Raw genomic sequence first — 16,606 nt, 5'->3', positions numbered from 1 at the left:
CTACCTCGGTTGGGGGGCGGGATAGCAGAGCCAGGTCGCGCGGACCGGCTGGAACAGCGGACAGGGCGCCAGGATCGAATCCTCGCCGACGAACTGCAGCTGCCCCTTGCCCAGGTAGCAGCGCGCCTGGGCGTCCTCGCGCAGCTGCTTGCGGGTGTTGACCAGGCTGCTGTAGCAGAACGAGACCACAATCGGCTGCGGCGCCGGGGTGACGCCGGCGACCAGCGCCCGCTGGGTTGCCCGCTGGATCGGCTGGACCAGCGCCTTCGGCCCCTGCGTCGGGGTCGGATCGGTCGTGCAGCCCGCCAGCAGAGCCGCGAGCGCCAGGACGCCGAGCGCCGGGACCGTCCCCCGCCGCCGGCCGGCCTTTCGGACCTCAGGCAGGGACACGGCCGGACAGGACGTTCTTGATGAACTGGCCGAGGGTGCGCAGCGGAATCGGCTTCTCGACCACGGCGAAGGCACCGAGCTCGCTCTCGTTGGCCTCGCGGACGCGGTTCATGTAGCCGGACATCAGGATGATCTTGGCACGGGAATCCTGCTCGCGCATCCAGCGAAAGGCCTCGACGCCGTCGATCTTCGGCATGTTCATGTCGAGCAGCACTATCTTCGGCTGCATTTCGGTGAAAAGTTTCTTGGCCTCGCCGCCGTCGCAGGCCTCGGCATGGCTGACGCCGAGGCGGTCCAGGAACTCGGCGATTTCCCGCCTTTGGCTCTCATCATCGTCGGCGATGACGACCGCCACCTCGTTCATTGACTGGCTCCCTCGGCGCTCGGCTGCGCGACCTTCTCGATACCGCCATCCTCGATGGCCGGCAAGAGAATCTCGAACTGCGCACCACCCTCGATATTCCACACGTTGATATGGCCGCCCATGCCTGCAATGGCCCGGTAGCAGATCGACAGGCCGAGGCCCATGCCCTTGCCCAGCTCCTTGGTTGTGAAGAATGGATCGAATATCCGAGAAAGGTGCGCCTCCGGGATGCCGCCGCCGGTGTCGGAGATCCGGATCCTGAGGTTGGAGCGGCCCGGCCGGTCGATCAGCTCGACCCGGATGCGGCCGCGCGGACCGGTCCGGTCGGGAGCCGGCGGCGGGCTGTTCTCGATGATCGCATCGCGGGCATTCGTGATGAAATTCAGGATGACCTGCTCGATCTCGAAGGGCCGTCCCCGGATGCGTCGCGAGCTGCCCGGCACCTCGTCGAGCAGCTCGATCTTGTCGAGCGCGATCTGGTTCTTCGAGAGCATCAGGGCGCTGCGTACGACCAGCGCCAGCTCGACCTCCTCGAGGCCCGTCAGGTCGGCGCGGTTGAAGCGGCGCAGATGGTCGACGATCTTGGCCATGCGCTCGCCCTGCAGCCGCACGGTCTCCAGCTTCTCGCGCATGTAGTCGATGGCCTCGTCGCCCTCGGTGTCGTGGGCCATCAGGGCGTTCTCCGAGGCCATCGAGAGGGCATTGAGCGGCTGCGCGATCTCGTGGGCGAGGCCGGCGACGACCTGGCCGAGCGAGGCCAGCTTGGCGAGATGCAGCGCCTGCTCCTGGGCGGCGCGCAGCTCGGAGATGTCGCGGCCGACGCCCTGGATCTCGGCAACCTGGCGGCTCTCGTCGAGGATCGCCCGATAGGTCCACTCGACCCAGCCGAGCTCGCCATCCGCCTTGTCGACGCGGTAGGCCAGGGTCAGCGTCGGGCTGTCCGGCGTGATCCTGGCCAGCTCGCGCTCGACGGCGGTGCGGTCGAGCGGGTCGATCGGCTCGAATTCGCGCTGGCCGATCAGCTCCTCGCGGCGGCGCTGCAGGAACCGGCACATCGCCTCGTTGACGAAGGTGCAGGTGCGGTCCGGGGTCATGCGCACGATGAACTCGCGCTGGTTCTCGACGACCGCCCGGTAGCGCGCCTCCGAGGCCTGGAGCAGCGCCTCGGCCCGGCGCCGCTCGGTGATGTCGAGATAGCTGCGCACCAGGCCGCCGGTCTCCAGCTCGTGCTGCCGCACCTCCAGGACCGTGCCGTCGGCGGTCACCTCCTCGAAATTGTAGCTGCCGGAGAAGCGCAGTCGCTTCAGCTCGGCGGCGACCGTGGCGGCCGGGTCGCGATCGCCGAAGTCGCCGCGCATCGCCCGGTAGTGCAGCAGCTCGACGGCCTCGACGCCGACCCGCAGCAGGCTGCGCGGATAGCCGACGACGCGCCGGAAGTTGTCGTTCCAGCCGACCAGCTTGAGGTCCCGGTCCCAGACGCTGACGCCGTGGTCGATCGCGTCGAACACGACCTCCAGCATGCCGGCGTTGGCGGCCAGGTCCTCGTTGGCCTTGGCCAGCGCCTCGGCACGCTCGGCCATCACCGTGTTGGCGGCCCTCAGGCGGTTGGCCATCCACCAGAGCAGGCCGCCGACGACCAGCAGCACGAGGGCGAGCGGCGGGCCGAGGCGGAACAGCAGGGTGTCGCCGGGGCGCGCAGGCCGCCACACCAGCAGCCCCACGGTGGTGCCGTCGGGGCTGGCCAGCGCGCGGCCGGACAGGACGCCCCGCGGCGCCTCGGCGTCCGCGGGCAGGACGTCGAGATCGCCGAGCAGCGGACTGGCGCCGAGCTCGTTCCGCAGCTCGCGCCGCAGCGGGGCGCCGATCAGCAGCGCCGCCCGCCCGTCGCCCGAGGTCGCCGTCGATGCGTCGCCGGGGATGCTGAGCGTCGTCGCGGCGACGATGTCGACGGTCGAATCGATCGACAGCAGGCCGATCGCGCGTCCGCTCGCCTCGCCGCCGCTCCGCTCGATCTGGGCCAGCAGCGCCGGCAGGCCGCTGGACAGCGAGGGCTGCGGGTCCATCTCGACCGTCCGGCCCTCGACCAGGGCGACCCGGACCCGGCCGTCCGGGCCGATCAGGAAGCTGACGGGAATGCCGTGCTTCTGGAACAGCCAGAGCCCGAGCCGACGCTTGGCGGCATTCGGCTCGTCGGACAGCAGGCCGCGCAGGCTCTGCTCGTTCCAGATGCTGTATTCGACGGCGAGTGCCCGCAGGCGGGCGCCGATGCGCTCCATGCTCTGGTCTACGGCCATGCTCGCCTGCTGCCGGGCGAGGTCGTTCTGAACCGAGGCGCAGTAGGCGAGCAGTCCCCCGGCGACGCCGACGAACAGCAGGAAGATCGCCATGAAGGGCGCGAAGAATCGCGTGTTCGATACGCCTCGCTTGTCCCTGCCGCCGCTCTGTGCCATGGCCTCGTCCGCCGGAACGCAGCGGCCATATGATCCCAGCGGCGCCACGAAAGGCAATGCCGCGCACAACCGATCCGACAATTACCCGACGGGAAAGCACATGAGCGAGGCGCGTCTGCCGACCGACATCTGGGTCATGGCCCAGGTCCGGCGCTGCCATGCCGAGGGCCGTCCGGCCTTCGTCCTGCGCAAGGGCGAGCGGACCGGCGGCCTGGTGCTGCTCAAGGTCAACCGGCTCGACGGGACCGCCCTGGTGCTGACCCAGCAGCGCGACCTCGACGGCCGGCTCGGCTGGATGGTCGCGGCCGGCAAGGGGCCGGTTCCCGAGGCCGAGGCCGACGCCTACCTGGAGCGCGCGACCCGGCGCGATCCCGACCTCTGGCTGGTCGAGGTCGAGGACCCGAAGGGCGAACCGCCGTTCGAGGGGCCGCTGATCACGCTGGGCTGACGCCGCCGCGTCGGGTCCCGGTCCCGCGCGCTTCGCCTCAGTCGTGCTCGCGGATGAAGGCGCCGATCTGCGGGCAGATGTCCTCGCGCCAGCGCCGGCCGTTGAAGATGCCGTAGTGGCCGACGCCCTTCTGCAGCAGGTCCTGCTGCTTGCCGGCCGCCAGGCCGCTGCACAGCCGGTGCGCGGCGATCGTCTGGCCGGGCGCCGAGATGTCGTCGAGCTCGCCCTCGACGGTCAGGAGCGCGGTCGTCTCGATCGCCTTCGGCTCGACCCGGACGCCGCGCCAGTCCAGCTCGCCGCGCGGCAGCAGGTGGCGCTGGAAGATCCGGTCGACGGTCTCGATGTAGTACTCGGCCGGCACGTCCATCACCGCGAGGTACTCGTCGTAGAAGCGGCGATGCTGCGCCGCCGAGTCGCCGTCGCCGCGCACCAGGTGCCGGAAGAAGCGCAGGTGGGCGTCGAAATGGCGCGAGGCGTTCATCGAGATGAAGCCGCCGAGCTGCAGGAAGCCGGGATAGACCACCCGTCCGCCGCCGCGATAGAAGCTCGGGACCTCGGTCAGCAGGTGCTTCTCGAACCAGGACAGCGGCCGGGTCTCGGCGAGGCGCGTGACCTCGGTCGGCGCCGCCGTCGTGTCGATCGGGCCGCCCATCAGGGTCATCGAGCGCGGCTGCGCCGGGTCGTCCGCCTGGGCCAGCAGCGAGACCGCGGCGAGCACCAGCGGCGCCGGCTGGCAGACCGCGATGACATGGAGCTCGGGGCCGAGCCGGCGCATGAACTCGAGCAGGTAGTCGATGTAGGAGTCGACGCCGAACGGGCCGTCGGCCAGCGCCACGTCGCGCGCGTCGGTCCAGTCGGTGATCCAGACGTCGTGGTCGGCGAGCAGCGCCTTGACGGTGCCGCGCAGCAGCGTCGCGTGGTGGCCGGACATCGGCGCCGCGACCAGCACCCGCGGCTGCAGCGCGCGCGGTCCCTGCTTGGCGAAGTGCAGCAGGCGGCAGAAGGGCTTCTCGAGCTCGACCCGCATCTCGACCGCGACCTTGCGGCCGCCGACCGCGACCTCGTCGATCGCCCAGTCGGGCTTCGGCCGGCGTGCGGTCGCCGAGTCCAGGACGTCGAGTCCGGCGACGATCGACTTGCCGAGCTGGGTGTAGGAGGCCGGGACCCAGGGATGGGTCAGGACGCCGCGCGTGACGTCAGAGAGGATGCGCCACGGCATCAGCGCCGTGTGCTGGAACTCGTAGAGACTGTAAAGCATTCACCGGATCTTTTCGTGGCTGTTTCGCGTGTCTTCGGCTGGACAGCAGGACGCGGAACCAGCCACAGCCTCCCACGGCAGTGGTTAACAGAAGGCCATTTTGCGCCGGGCGGCGCCGAAGGGACGCGGATTGGAGCGCGAAACAGCGTTTCGCGCAAGCGCCCCGGGCGAAAGGAAGCTTTCGAAAAACGGCGGGGCCGGCGCAAGGTTCCGTCGCGAAGCGCCGCGAGCCGCCGCCCGGCGCCTATTCCAGGGGCTCGCGGAACAGCCGCCCGAGGCCCGGCAGCGCGTCGCCGACCCCGGCCAGGCGCAGGCAGTGCCAGATCAGCGCGTGGTTGCTCGAGGTGACCGGCTTGCCGAGTCGCGACTCCAGCCGCTCGGCGACCGCGACCAGGCGCAGCGAGGTGCAGGACACGAAGACGCCGTCGACCGACGGATCGGCGCCGAGCTCCAGCGCCGCTGCCTCGATCGAGTCGAGCGAGACGCGCGCCGCGTCGTTGTCGTTCTCCTCGGTGAAGGATCCCATGACCGGCACCGGGATGCCGCGCTCCTCGAAGTAGCCGCGCATCCACTGGTTGATCGAATCGATGTAGGGCGTCAGCAGCGCGATCCGCTTCATGCCGAGCGCGGCGAAGGCCGCGCGCGCCGCGGTCACCGGCGTGGTCGTCGGCACGCCGGGCCGGGCCTCGCGGATGCGCTCGCCGACCTTGTCCTCGCCGATCACCATGGAGGCGGAGGTGCAGCCATAGCCGACGACGTCGAGCGGCACGCCCGGCAGGATCAGGTCGGTCGCCTCCGCGATCCGGGCCTCCATGGCGGCCAGGGTCTCGGGCGTGATGCGCGGATCGTTGCGCACCCGGGCACCGTAGGCCGTGACGCCCTCGAGCGGCGCCAGCACGCGGTGGAACTCGTGCTCGATCGTATGGTCGCTGGCCAGCACGATCAGCCCGATCCGCGCCCGGCCGGCCAGGCCGCCGTCGAGCGCGTGCGCCATGTGCTGCTTCGAGACCGGCTGGACGTCGGCCGAGGGCTGGCTGAGGGGCTGGCTGGTCATCGCGCTGTCTCCCGTCAGTGGAGGTCGAGGCCCGGCAGGGTCATGCCGGCGGTGTCGATGCCGGGCCGGCGGCCGGCGATCGCGTCGGCGACGATCTCGGCGGTGCCGCAGGCCATGGTCCAGCCCATGTGGCCGTGGCCGGTGTTGAGGAACAGGTTGCGGTGCCGGCTGCGGCCCAGGATCGGAATGTTGGTCGGGGTCATCGGCCTGAGGCAAGCCCAATAGTCCGGCCGCTCGTAGTCGCCGGCCTCGGGGAACAGCTCGCGCGCGGTCTTGACCATGTAGCGGAAGTCGGACGGGCGGTGGCTGGTGTCGTAGCCGGCGAACTCGGCGGTCGCGGTGACCCGCAGCCGCTCGCCCATCGGGCAGTAGGCGACCAGGTTGTCCTCGTCGACGCCGCCGAGGCGCGGCACGTCGCTGCCGCCGGCGGTCGGGATCGTCACCGAGTAGCCCTTGACCGGATAGATCGGCAGGTCGAGGCCGAGGTCGCGCGCCAGATGCGGGCTGTAGACGCCGAGGGCCAGGACGTAGGCATCGGCCTCGACGCCGCCCCTGTCGGTCGCGACCCGGGCCACGCGGTCGCCCTCGACCGCCAGGCGCTGCACGGTCTCGCCCCAGCGGAAGGTCACGCCCCTGGCCTCGCAGGCCTTGGCCAGCTCGATGGTGAAGCGGCGCGAGTCGCCGCTCTCGTCGCCCGGCGCGAAGACCGCGCCGGCCAGGCGGCCGGCGACCGGCGCCAGGGCCGGATCGATGGCCGCCGCAGCCGCCGGATCCAGGGCCTGCAGCTCGACGCCCTCGCCGGTCAGGATCGCCATCTTGGCGACCGCCGCCTCGAAGCTGGCCGGCCGGCGATAGAGATAGAGCAGCCCGCCGCCGCGGCCGTCGTAGGCGACGCCGGTCTCGGCGACGACCGCCTGCAGGCACTGCTGGGAATAGAGGCAGAGCCGCACCTTGGTGGTCGTGTTGATGCGCGCGCGCTCGCTGGTGCACTGCAGCAGGAACTTGACGGTCCAGCGCCACAGCGCCGGATCCAGGTTGGGCCGGAAGCGCAGCGCCTGGTCGTCGCGCCACAGCGAGCGCAGCAGCATGCCCGGCGCCTTCGGCGAGGACCAGGCATAGGCATGGCCGGGCGCGACCAAGCCCGCGTTGGCGTAGGAGGTGAAGTTGGCCGCGGTCTCGCCGCGATCGACGACCGTGACCTCGTGGCCGTCCTTGGCCAGGCGCCAGGCGCAGGTGACTCCGGCGAGGCCGGCTCCCAGAACCGCGATCCGCAAAGCGCTCCGCCCCTCCCCGGCCAATCCCAAGCGCGAGGCAGCTTACACGGCGCCGAACGGGGCGCCAAAGCGGGCTTTGCGCAGGCCGGACCGGCGCCGGCGGCGCGGCCGCCGCTTTCCTTACCGGAAGGTGGACAAGTCTTAATGTGCCGGACAGGGGACCGTAAGACGCCCCTCACCATTCTCCTAGTCGAGCGCCCCGGCAATAGGTCGTGGCGTCCTCCGGAATCCCCCAACGCACAAGAGGTGCAGAGATGCTAACCCAGACGACGAAAGCGCGGCCGCTCAGCCGGCCGATCCGCTGGGCCGGCGCCGCGCTGGCAGGTGGCCTGCTCGTTTGGACCCAGGTGGCGGCCGCGGCGCCGGTGCCCGAGTCCTTCGCGGGCCTGGTCAAGAAGGTCAGCCCGGCGGTCGTGCTGATCACGTCCGAGATCGACCATCCGACGGCCAGCGGCGACGCCGGTCCGCAAAACGCCCCCAACCCCTTCGAGGGCACGCCCTTCGAGGACTTCTTCAAGCACTTCGGCCCGATGCAGCAGGCTCCGCAGGGCCCCGAGCGCGCCCTCGGCTCCGGCTTCGTGATCGACGCCGACGGCTACGTCGTCACCAACAACCACGTGGTCGACAAGGCCGACAAGGTCAGCATCAAGCTGAGCGACGGCCGCCAGTTCGACGCCAAGGTTCTCGGCACCGACCCGAAGACCGACCTGGCGCTGCTCAAGGTCAAGACCGACAAGCCGCTGCCGACCGTGACCTGGGGCGACTCCGACAAGATGGAGGTCGGCGACTGGGTGCTGGCGATCGGCAACCCCTTCGGCCTCGGCGGCACCGTGACCGCCGGCATCGTCTCGGCCCGCGGCCGTGACATCGGCGCCGGCCCGTACGACGACTTCATCCAGACCGACGCCGCGATCAACCGCGGCAACTCGGGCGGCCCGATGTTCAACATCGACGGCAAGGTCATCGGCATCAACTCGGCGATCTACTCGCCGAATGGCGGCTCGGTCGGCATCGGCTTCGCGATCCCGTCGAACCTGGCCCAGAACGTCATCGCGCAGCTGCGCGAGCACGGCTCGGTCGAGCGCGGCTGGCTGGGCGTCAAGATCCAGCAGGTCACCCCGGAGCTGGCCCAGGCCTTCGGCATCAAGGAGGACCACGGTGCCCTGGTCGCCGACGTGTTCGACCACTCGCCAGCCCAGAAGGCGGGCTTCAAGTCGGGCGACGTGATCACGCAGTTCAACGGCGAGCAGATCGATACGATGCGCGACCTGCCGCGTCTGGTCGCCGCCGTGAAGCCCGGCACCGACGTCGACGTCGAGGTGCTGCGCAACGGCCAGCAGAAGTCGCTCGACGTCACCATCGCCAAGATGAACCCGCAGCAGACGGCCGCCCTCGAGCAGCCGAGCCAGGGCGAGTCGGACAAGCTCGGCGCCAAGCTGTCGGCCCTGACGCCGGAGCTGCGCGACCAGCTGCAGCTCGACAGCTCGACCAAGGGCGTGGTGGTCACCGGCGTCGCGCCGAACGGTCTGGCGGCCCGCCAGGGCCTGAAGCCAGGCGACGTGATCTCGGAGGTCGACGGCAAGACGGTCGACACCCCGGCTGCGCTGGACAAGGCGATCGACCAGGCCCGCGAGCACGACAAGAAGGCGGTCGCCCTGCTGGTCAAGCGGGACGGCAACGCCCTCTACCTCGGGCTGACCCTGGCCGGCGCCTAAGCCCCTTCGTCCCCGTCGGCCGGGGTGGGAGGGCCGGTCGCAGGCAGCGGCCGGCCCTTTCTTTTGCGCAAAACCAGGGAAAACCGCACTATTACGAGCAAGGGGGAGTGACACCGCGATGCGTATCCTGATCGTCGAAGACGATGCGAAGACCGCCGACTACCTGGCCAAGGGCCTGACCGAGGCCGGCCACACCGTCGACACCGCCGCCGACGGGCGGGAGGGCCTGTTCCTGGCCTCGGGCGGCGACTACGACGCGGTCGTCCTCGACCGCATGCTGCCCAAGCTCGACGGCCTCGCCGTGCTGCAGGCGCTGCGCGCGGCCGAGATCGAGACGCCGGTCCTGATCCTCTCCGCGGTCGGCCACGTCGACGAGCGGGTCAAGGGCCTGAAGGCCGGCGGCGACGACTACCTGGTCAAGCCCTTCGCCTTCTCCGAGCTGCTCGCCCGCATCGAGGCGCTGTCGCGCCGGCGCAGCTCCGCGGTCGCCCAGACCAAGCTCAACGTCGCGGACCTCGAGATGGACCTGCTGGCGCGCCGGGTGACGCGCTCGGGCAAGGCGATCGACCTGCAGCCCCGCGAGTTCAAGCTGCTCGAGTACCTGCTGCGCCACAACGGCCAGACCGTGACCCGCACGATGCTGCTCGAGGGCGTCTGGGACTACCACTTCGACCCCCAGACCAACGTCATCGACGTCCACGTCAGCCGGCTCAGGCAGAAGATCGACCGGGAGTTCGACCGCCCGCTGATCCATACGGTCCGCGGCGTCGGCTACCGGCTGGCGGAGGACGCGTGACGGCATCGCCACGCTGGTGGCGCGGGGCGAGCTTCCGCTTCGCGGCCCTCTACGCCCTGCTCTTCGCGACCTCGATGGCCGCGCTCGGCAGCTTCGTCTACTGGTCGAGCGTCGACGTCATCGAGCGGCAGGTCGCCGACACGGTGCAGGCCGAGCTGCGCGGCCTGGCCGAGCAGTACGCCGAGGAGGGCCTGCCGCGCCTGCTCGAGGTCATCCAGCAGCGCAGCTCGCCCGGCGGCGACACCGACAACGTCTACCTGCTGGTCAGCCCGACCGGCCGCCGGCTCGCCGGCAACCTGCTGGCCTGGCCCGAGGCCGCGCAGCCGAACGGCGAATGGCTGCGCCTGAAGCTCTACCGCACCCTGGAGCACACCGAGCAGGTGCTGGTCGGCGCCCGCGCCTTCGAGCTGCAGGGCGGCTTCCGCCTGCTGGTCGGCCGCGACCTGGGCGCGCGCGAATCGCTGCGCCGGACCATCCTGGAGGCGATCGGCTGGGGCCTCGGCGCGGCGCTGCTGCTCGGCGCGCTCGGCGGCTGGCTGCTCGGCCGCTACCTGTTCAGCCGCGTCGAGACGGTCAGCCAGACCAGCCGGCGCATCGTCGACGGCGACCTCACCCAGCGCGTGCCGCTGAGCGGCACCGGCGACGCCTTCGACCGCCTGGCCGAGAACCTGAACCGCATGCTGGCGCGGATCGAGACCCTGATGACCGGCATGCGCATCGTCACCGACAGCCTGGCCCACGACCTGCGCAGCCCGCTGACCCGGCTGCGCAGCCGCATCGAGATGGCGCTGCGCGAGCACGACGCGCTGCCGCCCGGGGGGGAGGGCGAAGGCCAGAGCCTCGACCGCCAGGTGCTGGAGCAGGCCCTGACCGACGTCGAGACAATCCGCGGCACCTTCGATTCGCTGATCGCCATCGCCGAGGCCGAGGCCGGCGTCACCCGCGTCTCCTTCGAGAGCGTCGACCTCGCCGAGCTGGTCGCCGAGCTCGGCGAGCTCTACGAGCCGCTCGCCGAGGAATCCGACTGCCGGCTGTTCATCTCGGCCGGCGGCCCGGCGCCGATCCTCGGCCACCGCCAGCTGCTCGCCCAGGCGATCTCGAACCTGGTCGACAACGCGCTCAAGTACGGCGCCAGCGGCGGCGAGATCCGCATCGCGCTCAGCCGGCGCGACGGCGAGACGGTGCTGTGCGTCGCCGACCGCGGCCCCGGCGTGCCGGCCGCCTCGCGCGCCGCCGTGCTGCAGCGCTTCGTGCGCCTCGACGAGAGCCGCAGCCGTCCGGGCAGCGGCCTCGGCCTGTCGCTGGCGGCGGCGGTCGCCAAGCTGCACGACAGCCGGCTCGAGCTGCAGGACAACGAGCCCGGCCTGCGCATCGTCTGGACCTTCAAGCCCGAGGAAGCCTGAGCCGCCACTGGGCCGGCGACGATGGTTCGACGCGGGGCTTCGACGCGGGGCTTCGACGCGGGCGCCGTCGCGCCCTAGTCTTGGGGCCATGCGCCCACTCCTGCCGGTCCTCGCCGCGCTGCTCGCCGCCCTGCTGCTGCCGGCCGGGCCTGCCTGCGCCGACCCGGGCGGCGCAGGGCCGCTCGACCTGCTGCTGGTGCTGGCGGTCGACGCCTCCGGCTCCGTCGACGACGGCGAGTACGCCCTGCAGCTCGGCGGCATCGCCGCGGCGCTGCGCGCGCCCGAGGTCCAGCAGGCGATCGCCGAGGGCGCCCGCGGCAGCATCGCGGTCAACCTCGCCGTCTGGTCCGAGGCCAATCGGCCGAAGGACAGCTCGGGCTGGCAGCGGATCGACGGGCCGGCCTCGGCCGAGCGCGTGGCGCAGCTGATCGAGCGCTTCCCGCGCCGCGTCGTGCGCGGCGGCACCGGCATCGGCAAGGCCCTGCAGTACGCCGCCTGGCAGATCGGGCAGAGCGGCCTGGCCGCCGACCGCAAGGTCATCGACGTCTCGGGCGACGGCAGCGAGACACCGTTCCGCGAGTGGAGCCTGGACATCGCCCAGGGCCGCGCCTTCGCCCTGCTGCGCGGCATCACGATCAACGGCCTGGCGATCGTCCAGGACGAGCCCGGCCTCGCCGACTACTACCGCCGGCACCTGATCGGCGGGGCCGGCGCCTTCGTCGAGGTCGCGTCCGGCTACGCCGACTTCGCCGCCGCGATCCGGCGCAAGCTGATCCGCGAGATCGAAGGCCGGCCGCTGGTCGGACGCCTGCCGGATTCCTGCAGGCACCGCCCTTGCGGGCAGGCCCTGGCCACGGCATGGTAGCGGCCGCTAGGGGAATCGCACCAAAGACGGCGGAAGGTCCATGAAGATCGCCATCCTGAAGGAGCGGCGCCCGGGAGAGGCCCGCGTGGCCGCGACGCCCGAGGTCGTGAAGAAGTATCTCGGCCTCGGCTTCGAGATCGCGGTCGAGACCGGTGCCGGCGACGGCGCCAGCCTGCCCGACTCGCTCTACGAGCAGGCCGGCGCGACGCTGGCCAAGGACGCCAAGGCGGCCCTGGCCGGTGCCGGCATCGCGCTCAAGGTGCAGCGCCCGACGGCGGCGGAAGCCAAGGCCTTCGACAGGGGCACGCTGCTGCTCTCGCTGGTCGATCCCTATCGCGCCGGCGCCGAGCTCAAGGCCCTGGCCGACGCCGGGATCACGGCCTTCGCCATGGAGTTCATGCCGCGCATCACGCGCGCGCAGTCGATGGACGTGCTGTCGAGCCAGGCCAACCTGGCCGGCTACAAGGCGGTGATCGACGCCGCCGGCGAGTTCGGCCGCGCCTTCCCGCTGATGATGACCGCGGCCGGCCGGGTCAATCCGGCCCAGGTCCTGGTCATGGGCGCCGGCGTCGCCGGCCTGCAGGCGATCGCCACGGCCCGGCGCCTCGGCGCCGTGGTGCACGCGACCGACGTGCGCCCGGCCGCCAAGGAGCAGGTCGAATCGCTCGGCGCCAAGTTCGTCGCGGTCGAGGACGAGGAGTTCAAGCAGGCCGAGACCGCCGGCGGCTACGCCAAGGAGATGAGCGACGCCTACAAGAAGAAGCAGGCCGAGCTGACCGCCGAGACGATCAAGAAGATGGACATCGTGATCACCACGGCGCTGATCCCCGGCCGGCCGGCGCCGAAGCTGATCTCCGCCGAGATGGTCGAGTCGATGAAGCCGGGCTCGGTGATCGTCGATCTCGCGGTCGAGACCGGCGGCAACTGCGAGCTCTCCGAGCCGGACCGGATCGCGGTCAAGCACGGCGTCAAGATCATCGGCCACCGCAACCTGCCGGCGCGCCTCGCCACCGACACCTCGCAGCTCTACGCGACCAACCTGTTCAACCTGGTCTCGCTGCTCTGGGACAAGGCCGAGAAGAAGCTGGCGGTCGACTGGGACGACGAGATCGTCAAGAGCACGGTCGTGACCCGCGACGGCGAGATCGTCCATCCGAACCTGGAGCAGGTGAAGGCCGAGCTGGCCAAGGCCGGCGGCGACGCGCCGGCCGAGCCGGCGGCGGCAAAGAAGGCTCCGGTCAAGAAGGCCCCGGCGAAGAAGGCCCCCGCGAAGAAGGCGGCTGCCAAGCCCGCCGCGCCGCAGCCGGGCGCCTCCGAGACACCGGGCGGGACACCGGGCGAGACGCCGGGCGAGGTGCCGAGCGAGGACAGGGCGGCCGGCGACGGCCAGGGCCCGGCAGCGCAGGAGGCCGAGAAGAATGGCAAGTAACGAGCTGATCGAGCGGCTGCACGGCATCGCCGGCGACGCCGCCGAGCTGGCCCACGACCTCGGCGCTCTCGCCGTCGACGCCAGCCGGCAGGCCGGCGGCACGCTGGCGACGAGCGGCGGCGGTGCCGAGCACATGAGCTCGCCCCTGATCGTCGGCCTCACGGTCTTCGTGCTGGCGGTCTTCGTCGGCTACCACGTCGTCTGGCGGGTCACGCCGGCGCTGCACTCGCCGCTGATGGGCGTCACCAACGCGATCTCCTCGGTGATCATCGTCGGCGCGCTGATCGCCGCGGGCTCGGGCGCCGGCTTCTCCGAGGTCATGGGCTTCGTCGCCGTGACGCTGGCCAGCGTCAACATCTTCGGCGGCTTCCTGGTGACCCACCGGATGCTGTCGATGTTCAAGAAGAAGGACCGGTCCGCCGCCGCGGGCAAGGCCAAGTAGGGGACGGAGCGGAACCATGAGCCACGATCTCGCCGCCCTGCTCTACCTGATCGCCTCGGTGCTGTTCATCCTGGCGCTGCGCGGCCTGTCGCATCCGGAGAGCGCGCGCAACGGCAACCGCCTCGGCATGCTCGGCATGGCGATCGCGATCCTGACCACGCTGACCCAGCTGCAGGAATTCAACCTCGGCCTGATCGTCGCCGGCATCGTGATCGGCGGCGGCATCGGCACCTTCATCGCCTACCGCATCCAGATGACGGCGCTGCCGCAGCTGGTCGCGGCCTTCCACTCGCTGGTCGGCCTGGCCGCGGTCTTCGTCGCCGCGGCGGCCTTCTACAATCCCTCGGCCTACGGCATCGGCACGCCCGGCGCCATCCAGCTGAACTCGCTGATCGAGATGTCGCTCGGCACGGCGATCGGCGCGATCACCTTCACCGGCTCGATCGTCGCCTTCTGCAAGCTGCAGGGCCTGGTCAGCGGCAAGCCGGTGACCTTCGCCGGCCAGCACCTGCTGAACCTGGCGCTCGGCATCCTGGTCGTCCTGCTGATCGCCTGGCTGTGCGTCAGCAACGCGCCGGCGGCCTACTGGCTGATCCTGGTCGTCACCCTGGCGCTCGGCGTGCTGATCATCATCCCGATCGGCGGCGCCGACATGCCGGTCGTGATCTCGATGCTGAACTCCTATTCGGGCTGGGCGGCCGCCGGCATCGGCTTCACCCTGGAGAACAACCTGCTGATCGTCACCGGCGCCCTGGTCGGCTCCTCCGGCGCGATCCTCAGCTACATCATGTGCAAGGGGATGAACCGCTCGTTCTTCTCGGTCATCCTCGGCGGCTTCGGCGGCGAGAGCGCCGTGGCCGGCGGCGGCGAGCAGGGCGACAAGACGCACCGCGCCGGCTCGGCCGAGGACGCCGCCTTCCTGATGAAGAACGCCGACAAGGTGATCATCGTGCCGGGCTACGGCATGGCGGTCGCCCAGGCCCAGCACGTGCTGCGCGAGATGGCCGACCTGCTCAAGGAGGAGGGGGTCGAGGTCAAGTACGCGATCCATCCGGTGGCCGGCCGCATGCCCGGCCACATGAACGTGCTGCTCGCGGAGGCCAACGTGCCCTACGACGAGGTCTTCGAGATGGAGGAGATCAACCGCGAGTTCGCCGAGACCGACGTCGCCTTCGTGATCGGCGCCAACGACGTCACCAACCCGGCGGCCAAGACCGACAAGTCCTCGCCGATCTACGGCATGCCGGTGCTCGACGTCGAGAAGGCCCGGAACGTGCTGTTCGTGAAGCGCTCGATGGCCAGCGGCTACGCCGGCGTCGACAACCCGCTGTTCTACATGGACCAGACCATGATGCTGCTGGCCGACGCCAAGAAGATGTGCGAGGACATCGTCAAGGCGCTGGAGCACTAGGGCCGGTCCGCCCAGGCCCCGATCCTTTCCCCGGGGCTCGCTACCGCTCTTCCCTCGTCATCCCCGCGAAGGCGGGGATCCATAGGGAATCCGACATGAGCGCGGCGCGACCGCCGGTGCCGACCGGCGCCTCACGATGGATCCCCGCCTTCGCGGGGATGACGGATGCAGGGGCACGGTCGGGCGGAAGCACCCGCCCCCGGGCACCGAAGGATTGGTCGTCATGCTCAGGATTGCAGAACAATGACCGGCGAGGAGCTGACGCAGCTCGGGCGCAGCGTCCAGGCGCCGGCCTCGCCCGACGAGGCCGTGCTGGAGCGCGTGCCGAACGGCAACCCGGACCTCGACTTCCTGGCCCGCTTCACCTGCCCGGAGTTCACCGCGCTCTGCCCGGTGACCGGCCAGCCCGACTTCGCGCACCTGGTGATCGACTACGTGCCGGACCGCTGGCTGGTCGAATCGAAGTCGCTGAAGCTCTACCTCGCGGCCTTCCGCAACGAGGGCTGCTTCCACGAGGACACGACGCTCAGGATCGCCAGGCGCATCGTCGCCGCCGTCGCGCCGCGCTGGCTCAGGATCGGCGGCTACTGGTATCCGCGCGGCGGCATCCCGATCGACGTGTTCTGGCAGAGCGGCCCGCCGCCGGCCGGCCTCTGGCTGCCCGACCAGGGCGTGCCGCCCTATCGCGGGCGCGGCTGAGCCGGAGCGCCCCCGGGGGCGGGGTCAGGACGCCTCCAGGATCGCGGTGCGCAGCTCGGCGAAGCGCTTCTCCTCCTGCTCGTCGAACAGCGGATCCGGGCGCTTCTGGGCCCGGGCGGCGACGGCCTGCCAGTCGGCGGCCGTCAGGCGGCTCTCGGCGAAGGGCAGGAAGGACTCCTCCTCGCGCAGCATGTGGGTGCGCTGGAAGGCGAGGAAGTCGCGGGCCGCGCCGACCAGCAGGCAGCGCGGCAGCTCGACGTCGCGCTCGACCGCCTCGACCAGCCCGGCGAGACGGTCCAGCGTCGCGGCGAGGCGGACGTGCTCGGCCTCCAGGTCCTGCAGGGCCGGCGCCGCCTCGCTCTGGCGCTCCATCAGGCGGCGGTAGATCAGGTCCTCCTTGGGATGATGGACCCGGGCCGGGAAGTCGCGCAGGTAGTCGAGGATCAGGTGCCAGAGCTCGGCGTCGAAGCCCTCGCCCTCCTCGAAGGCGCCGATCTCGCGCTCGAGCAGCCGCAGCACCTGGGCGATGTTGCGATGCTCTCGGGTGATCTCCTGGACCAATGCCGTCATCCTCGTCTCCCTCGTCGCTGTCGGCGGACGCTAGCCGC

Annotated in this window: 16 protein-coding genes; 9 read left to right on the top strand and 7 right to left on the bottom strand. The window is 70.9% G+C overall.

Going from position 1 to position 16,606, the window contains the following annotated elements; genetic code table 11:
* Genes B9O00_RS33150 through B9O00_RS22560 form a run of 3 tightly spaced genes read right to left on the bottom strand, consistent with a single transcriptional unit; the run spans window position 1 to window position 3,204 of the window.
* On the bottom strand, window positions 1–390 hold the full coding sequence (locus B9O00_RS33150) for a hypothetical protein (RefSeq protein ID WP_085125005.1): 390 nt from the start codon (window positions 388–390) through the stop codon (window positions 1–3).
* Window positions 377–745 carry a response regulator gene (locus B9O00_RS22565; protein WP_159460295.1) on the bottom strand — a complete coding sequence of 123 codons (369 nt, stop codon included), beginning with the start codon at window positions 743–745 and terminating at the stop codon, window positions 377–379. Before B9O00_RS22565 ends, B9O00_RS33150 begins: the two co-directional genes overlap by 14 nt.
* Before the next feature lie 5 nt (window positions 746–750).
* A complete protein-coding gene (locus B9O00_RS22560; RefSeq protein WP_085125003.1) occupies window positions 751–3,204 on the bottom strand; it encodes a PAS-domain containing protein in 2,454 nt (817 codons plus the stop codon).
* Between the two features lie 100 nt (window positions 3,205–3,304).
* Between B9O00_RS22560 and B9O00_RS22555 the strand changes: the two genes are divergently transcribed.
* Complete coding sequence (locus B9O00_RS22555; RefSeq protein ID WP_085125002.1) at window positions 3,305–3,652, top strand: DUF1491 family protein; 348 nt, start codon at window positions 3,305–3,307, stop codon at window positions 3,650–3,652.
* A gap of 37 nt (window positions 3,653–3,689) precedes the next feature.
* Here the strand turns inward: B9O00_RS22555 and B9O00_RS22550 are convergent, their stop codons facing one another.
* From B9O00_RS22550 to B9O00_RS22540, 3 genes are all read right to left on the bottom strand, one after another.
* Complete coding sequence (locus tag B9O00_RS22550) at window positions 3,690–4,910, bottom strand: polyhydroxyalkanoate depolymerase (protein WP_085125001.1); 1,221 nt, start codon at window positions 4,908–4,910, stop codon at window positions 3,690–3,692.
* A gap of 244 nt (window positions 4,911–5,154) precedes the next feature.
* Window positions 5,155–5,964, bottom strand: a complete 810-nt coding sequence (locus B9O00_RS22545) for a maleate cis-trans isomerase family protein (protein ID WP_085125000.1) — start codon at window positions 5,962–5,964, stop codon at window positions 5,155–5,157.
* A 14-nt stretch (window positions 5,965–5,978) separates the two neighbouring features.
* Window positions 5,979–7,238, bottom strand: coding sequence for a D-amino acid dehydrogenase (locus B9O00_RS22540; protein ID WP_085124999.1), 1,260 nt, complete (start codon window positions 7,236–7,238; stop codon window positions 5,979–5,981).
* Between the two features lie 254 nt (window positions 7,239–7,492).
* On the opposite strand from B9O00_RS22540, the gene B9O00_RS22535 reads away from it, so the two are divergent.
* From B9O00_RS22535 to queF, 8 genes are all read left to right on the top strand, one after another.
* On the top strand, window positions 7,493–8,953 hold the full coding sequence (locus B9O00_RS22535; RefSeq protein ID WP_085124998.1) for a DegQ family serine endoprotease: 1,461 nt from the start codon (window positions 7,493–7,495) through the stop codon (window positions 8,951–8,953).
* A 118-nt stretch (window positions 8,954–9,071) separates the two neighbouring features.
* The gene (locus B9O00_RS22530; protein WP_085124997.1) at window positions 9,072–9,749 is read left to right on the top strand and encodes a winged helix-turn-helix domain-containing protein; all 678 of its coding nucleotides are present in this window, start codon (window positions 9,072–9,074) and stop codon (window positions 9,747–9,749) included.
* The gene (locus tag B9O00_RS22525; protein WP_085124996.1) at window positions 9,746–11,152 is read left to right on the top strand and encodes a sensor histidine kinase; all 1,407 of its coding nucleotides are present in this window, start codon (window positions 9,746–9,748) and stop codon (window positions 11,150–11,152) included. Before B9O00_RS22530 ends, B9O00_RS22525 begins: the two co-directional genes overlap by 4 nt.
* An 88-nt stretch (window positions 11,153–11,240) precedes the next feature.
* On the top strand, window positions 11,241–12,017 hold the full coding sequence (locus B9O00_RS22520) for a DUF1194 domain-containing protein (protein ID WP_085124995.1): 777 nt from the start codon (window positions 11,241–11,243) through the stop codon (window positions 12,015–12,017).
* Between the two features lie 40 nt (window positions 12,018–12,057).
* The gene (locus tag B9O00_RS22515; RefSeq protein WP_085124994.1) at window positions 12,058–13,446 is read left to right on the top strand and encodes a Re/Si-specific NAD(P)(+) transhydrogenase subunit alpha; all 1,389 of its coding nucleotides are present in this window, start codon (window positions 12,058–12,060) and stop codon (window positions 13,444–13,446) included.
* Window positions 13,436–13,888, top strand: a complete 453-nt coding sequence (locus tag B9O00_RS22510) for an NAD(P) transhydrogenase subunit alpha part 2 (RefSeq protein ID WP_085124993.1) — start codon at window positions 13,436–13,438, stop codon at window positions 13,886–13,888. The genes B9O00_RS22515 and B9O00_RS22510 overlap by 11 nt, the downstream gene beginning before the upstream one ends.
* A 16-nt stretch (window positions 13,889–13,904) precedes the next feature.
* Window positions 13,905–15,299, top strand: a complete 1,395-nt coding sequence (locus B9O00_RS22505; protein ID WP_085124992.1) for an NAD(P)(+) transhydrogenase (Re/Si-specific) subunit beta — start codon at window positions 13,905–13,907, stop codon at window positions 15,297–15,299.
* A 243-nt stretch (window positions 15,300–15,542) separates the two neighbouring features.
* Window positions 15,543–15,998, top strand: coding sequence for a preQ(1) synthase (queF, locus tag B9O00_RS22500; protein ID WP_085124991.1), 456 nt, complete (start codon window positions 15,543–15,545; stop codon window positions 15,996–15,998).
* 24 nt (window positions 15,999–16,022) lie between these two features.
* On the opposite strand, the gene B9O00_RS22495 is transcribed toward queF, so the two are convergent.
* Window positions 16,023–16,568 carry a hemerythrin domain-containing protein gene (locus B9O00_RS22495; protein ID WP_085124990.1) on the bottom strand — a complete coding sequence of 182 codons (546 nt, stop codon included), beginning with the start codon at window positions 16,566–16,568 and terminating at the stop codon, window positions 16,023–16,025.
* Window positions 16,569–16,606: the final 38 nt, after the last annotated feature.

This window comes from Tistlia consotensis USBA 355, from assembly GCF_900177295.1.
Taxonomy (GTDB): Bacteria; Pseudomonadota; Alphaproteobacteria; order Kiloniellales; family DSM-21159; genus Tistlia; species Tistlia consotensis.
Note: the sequence above shows the minus strand (reverse complement) of the source record. Positions and strands in the feature narration are given on the sequence as shown.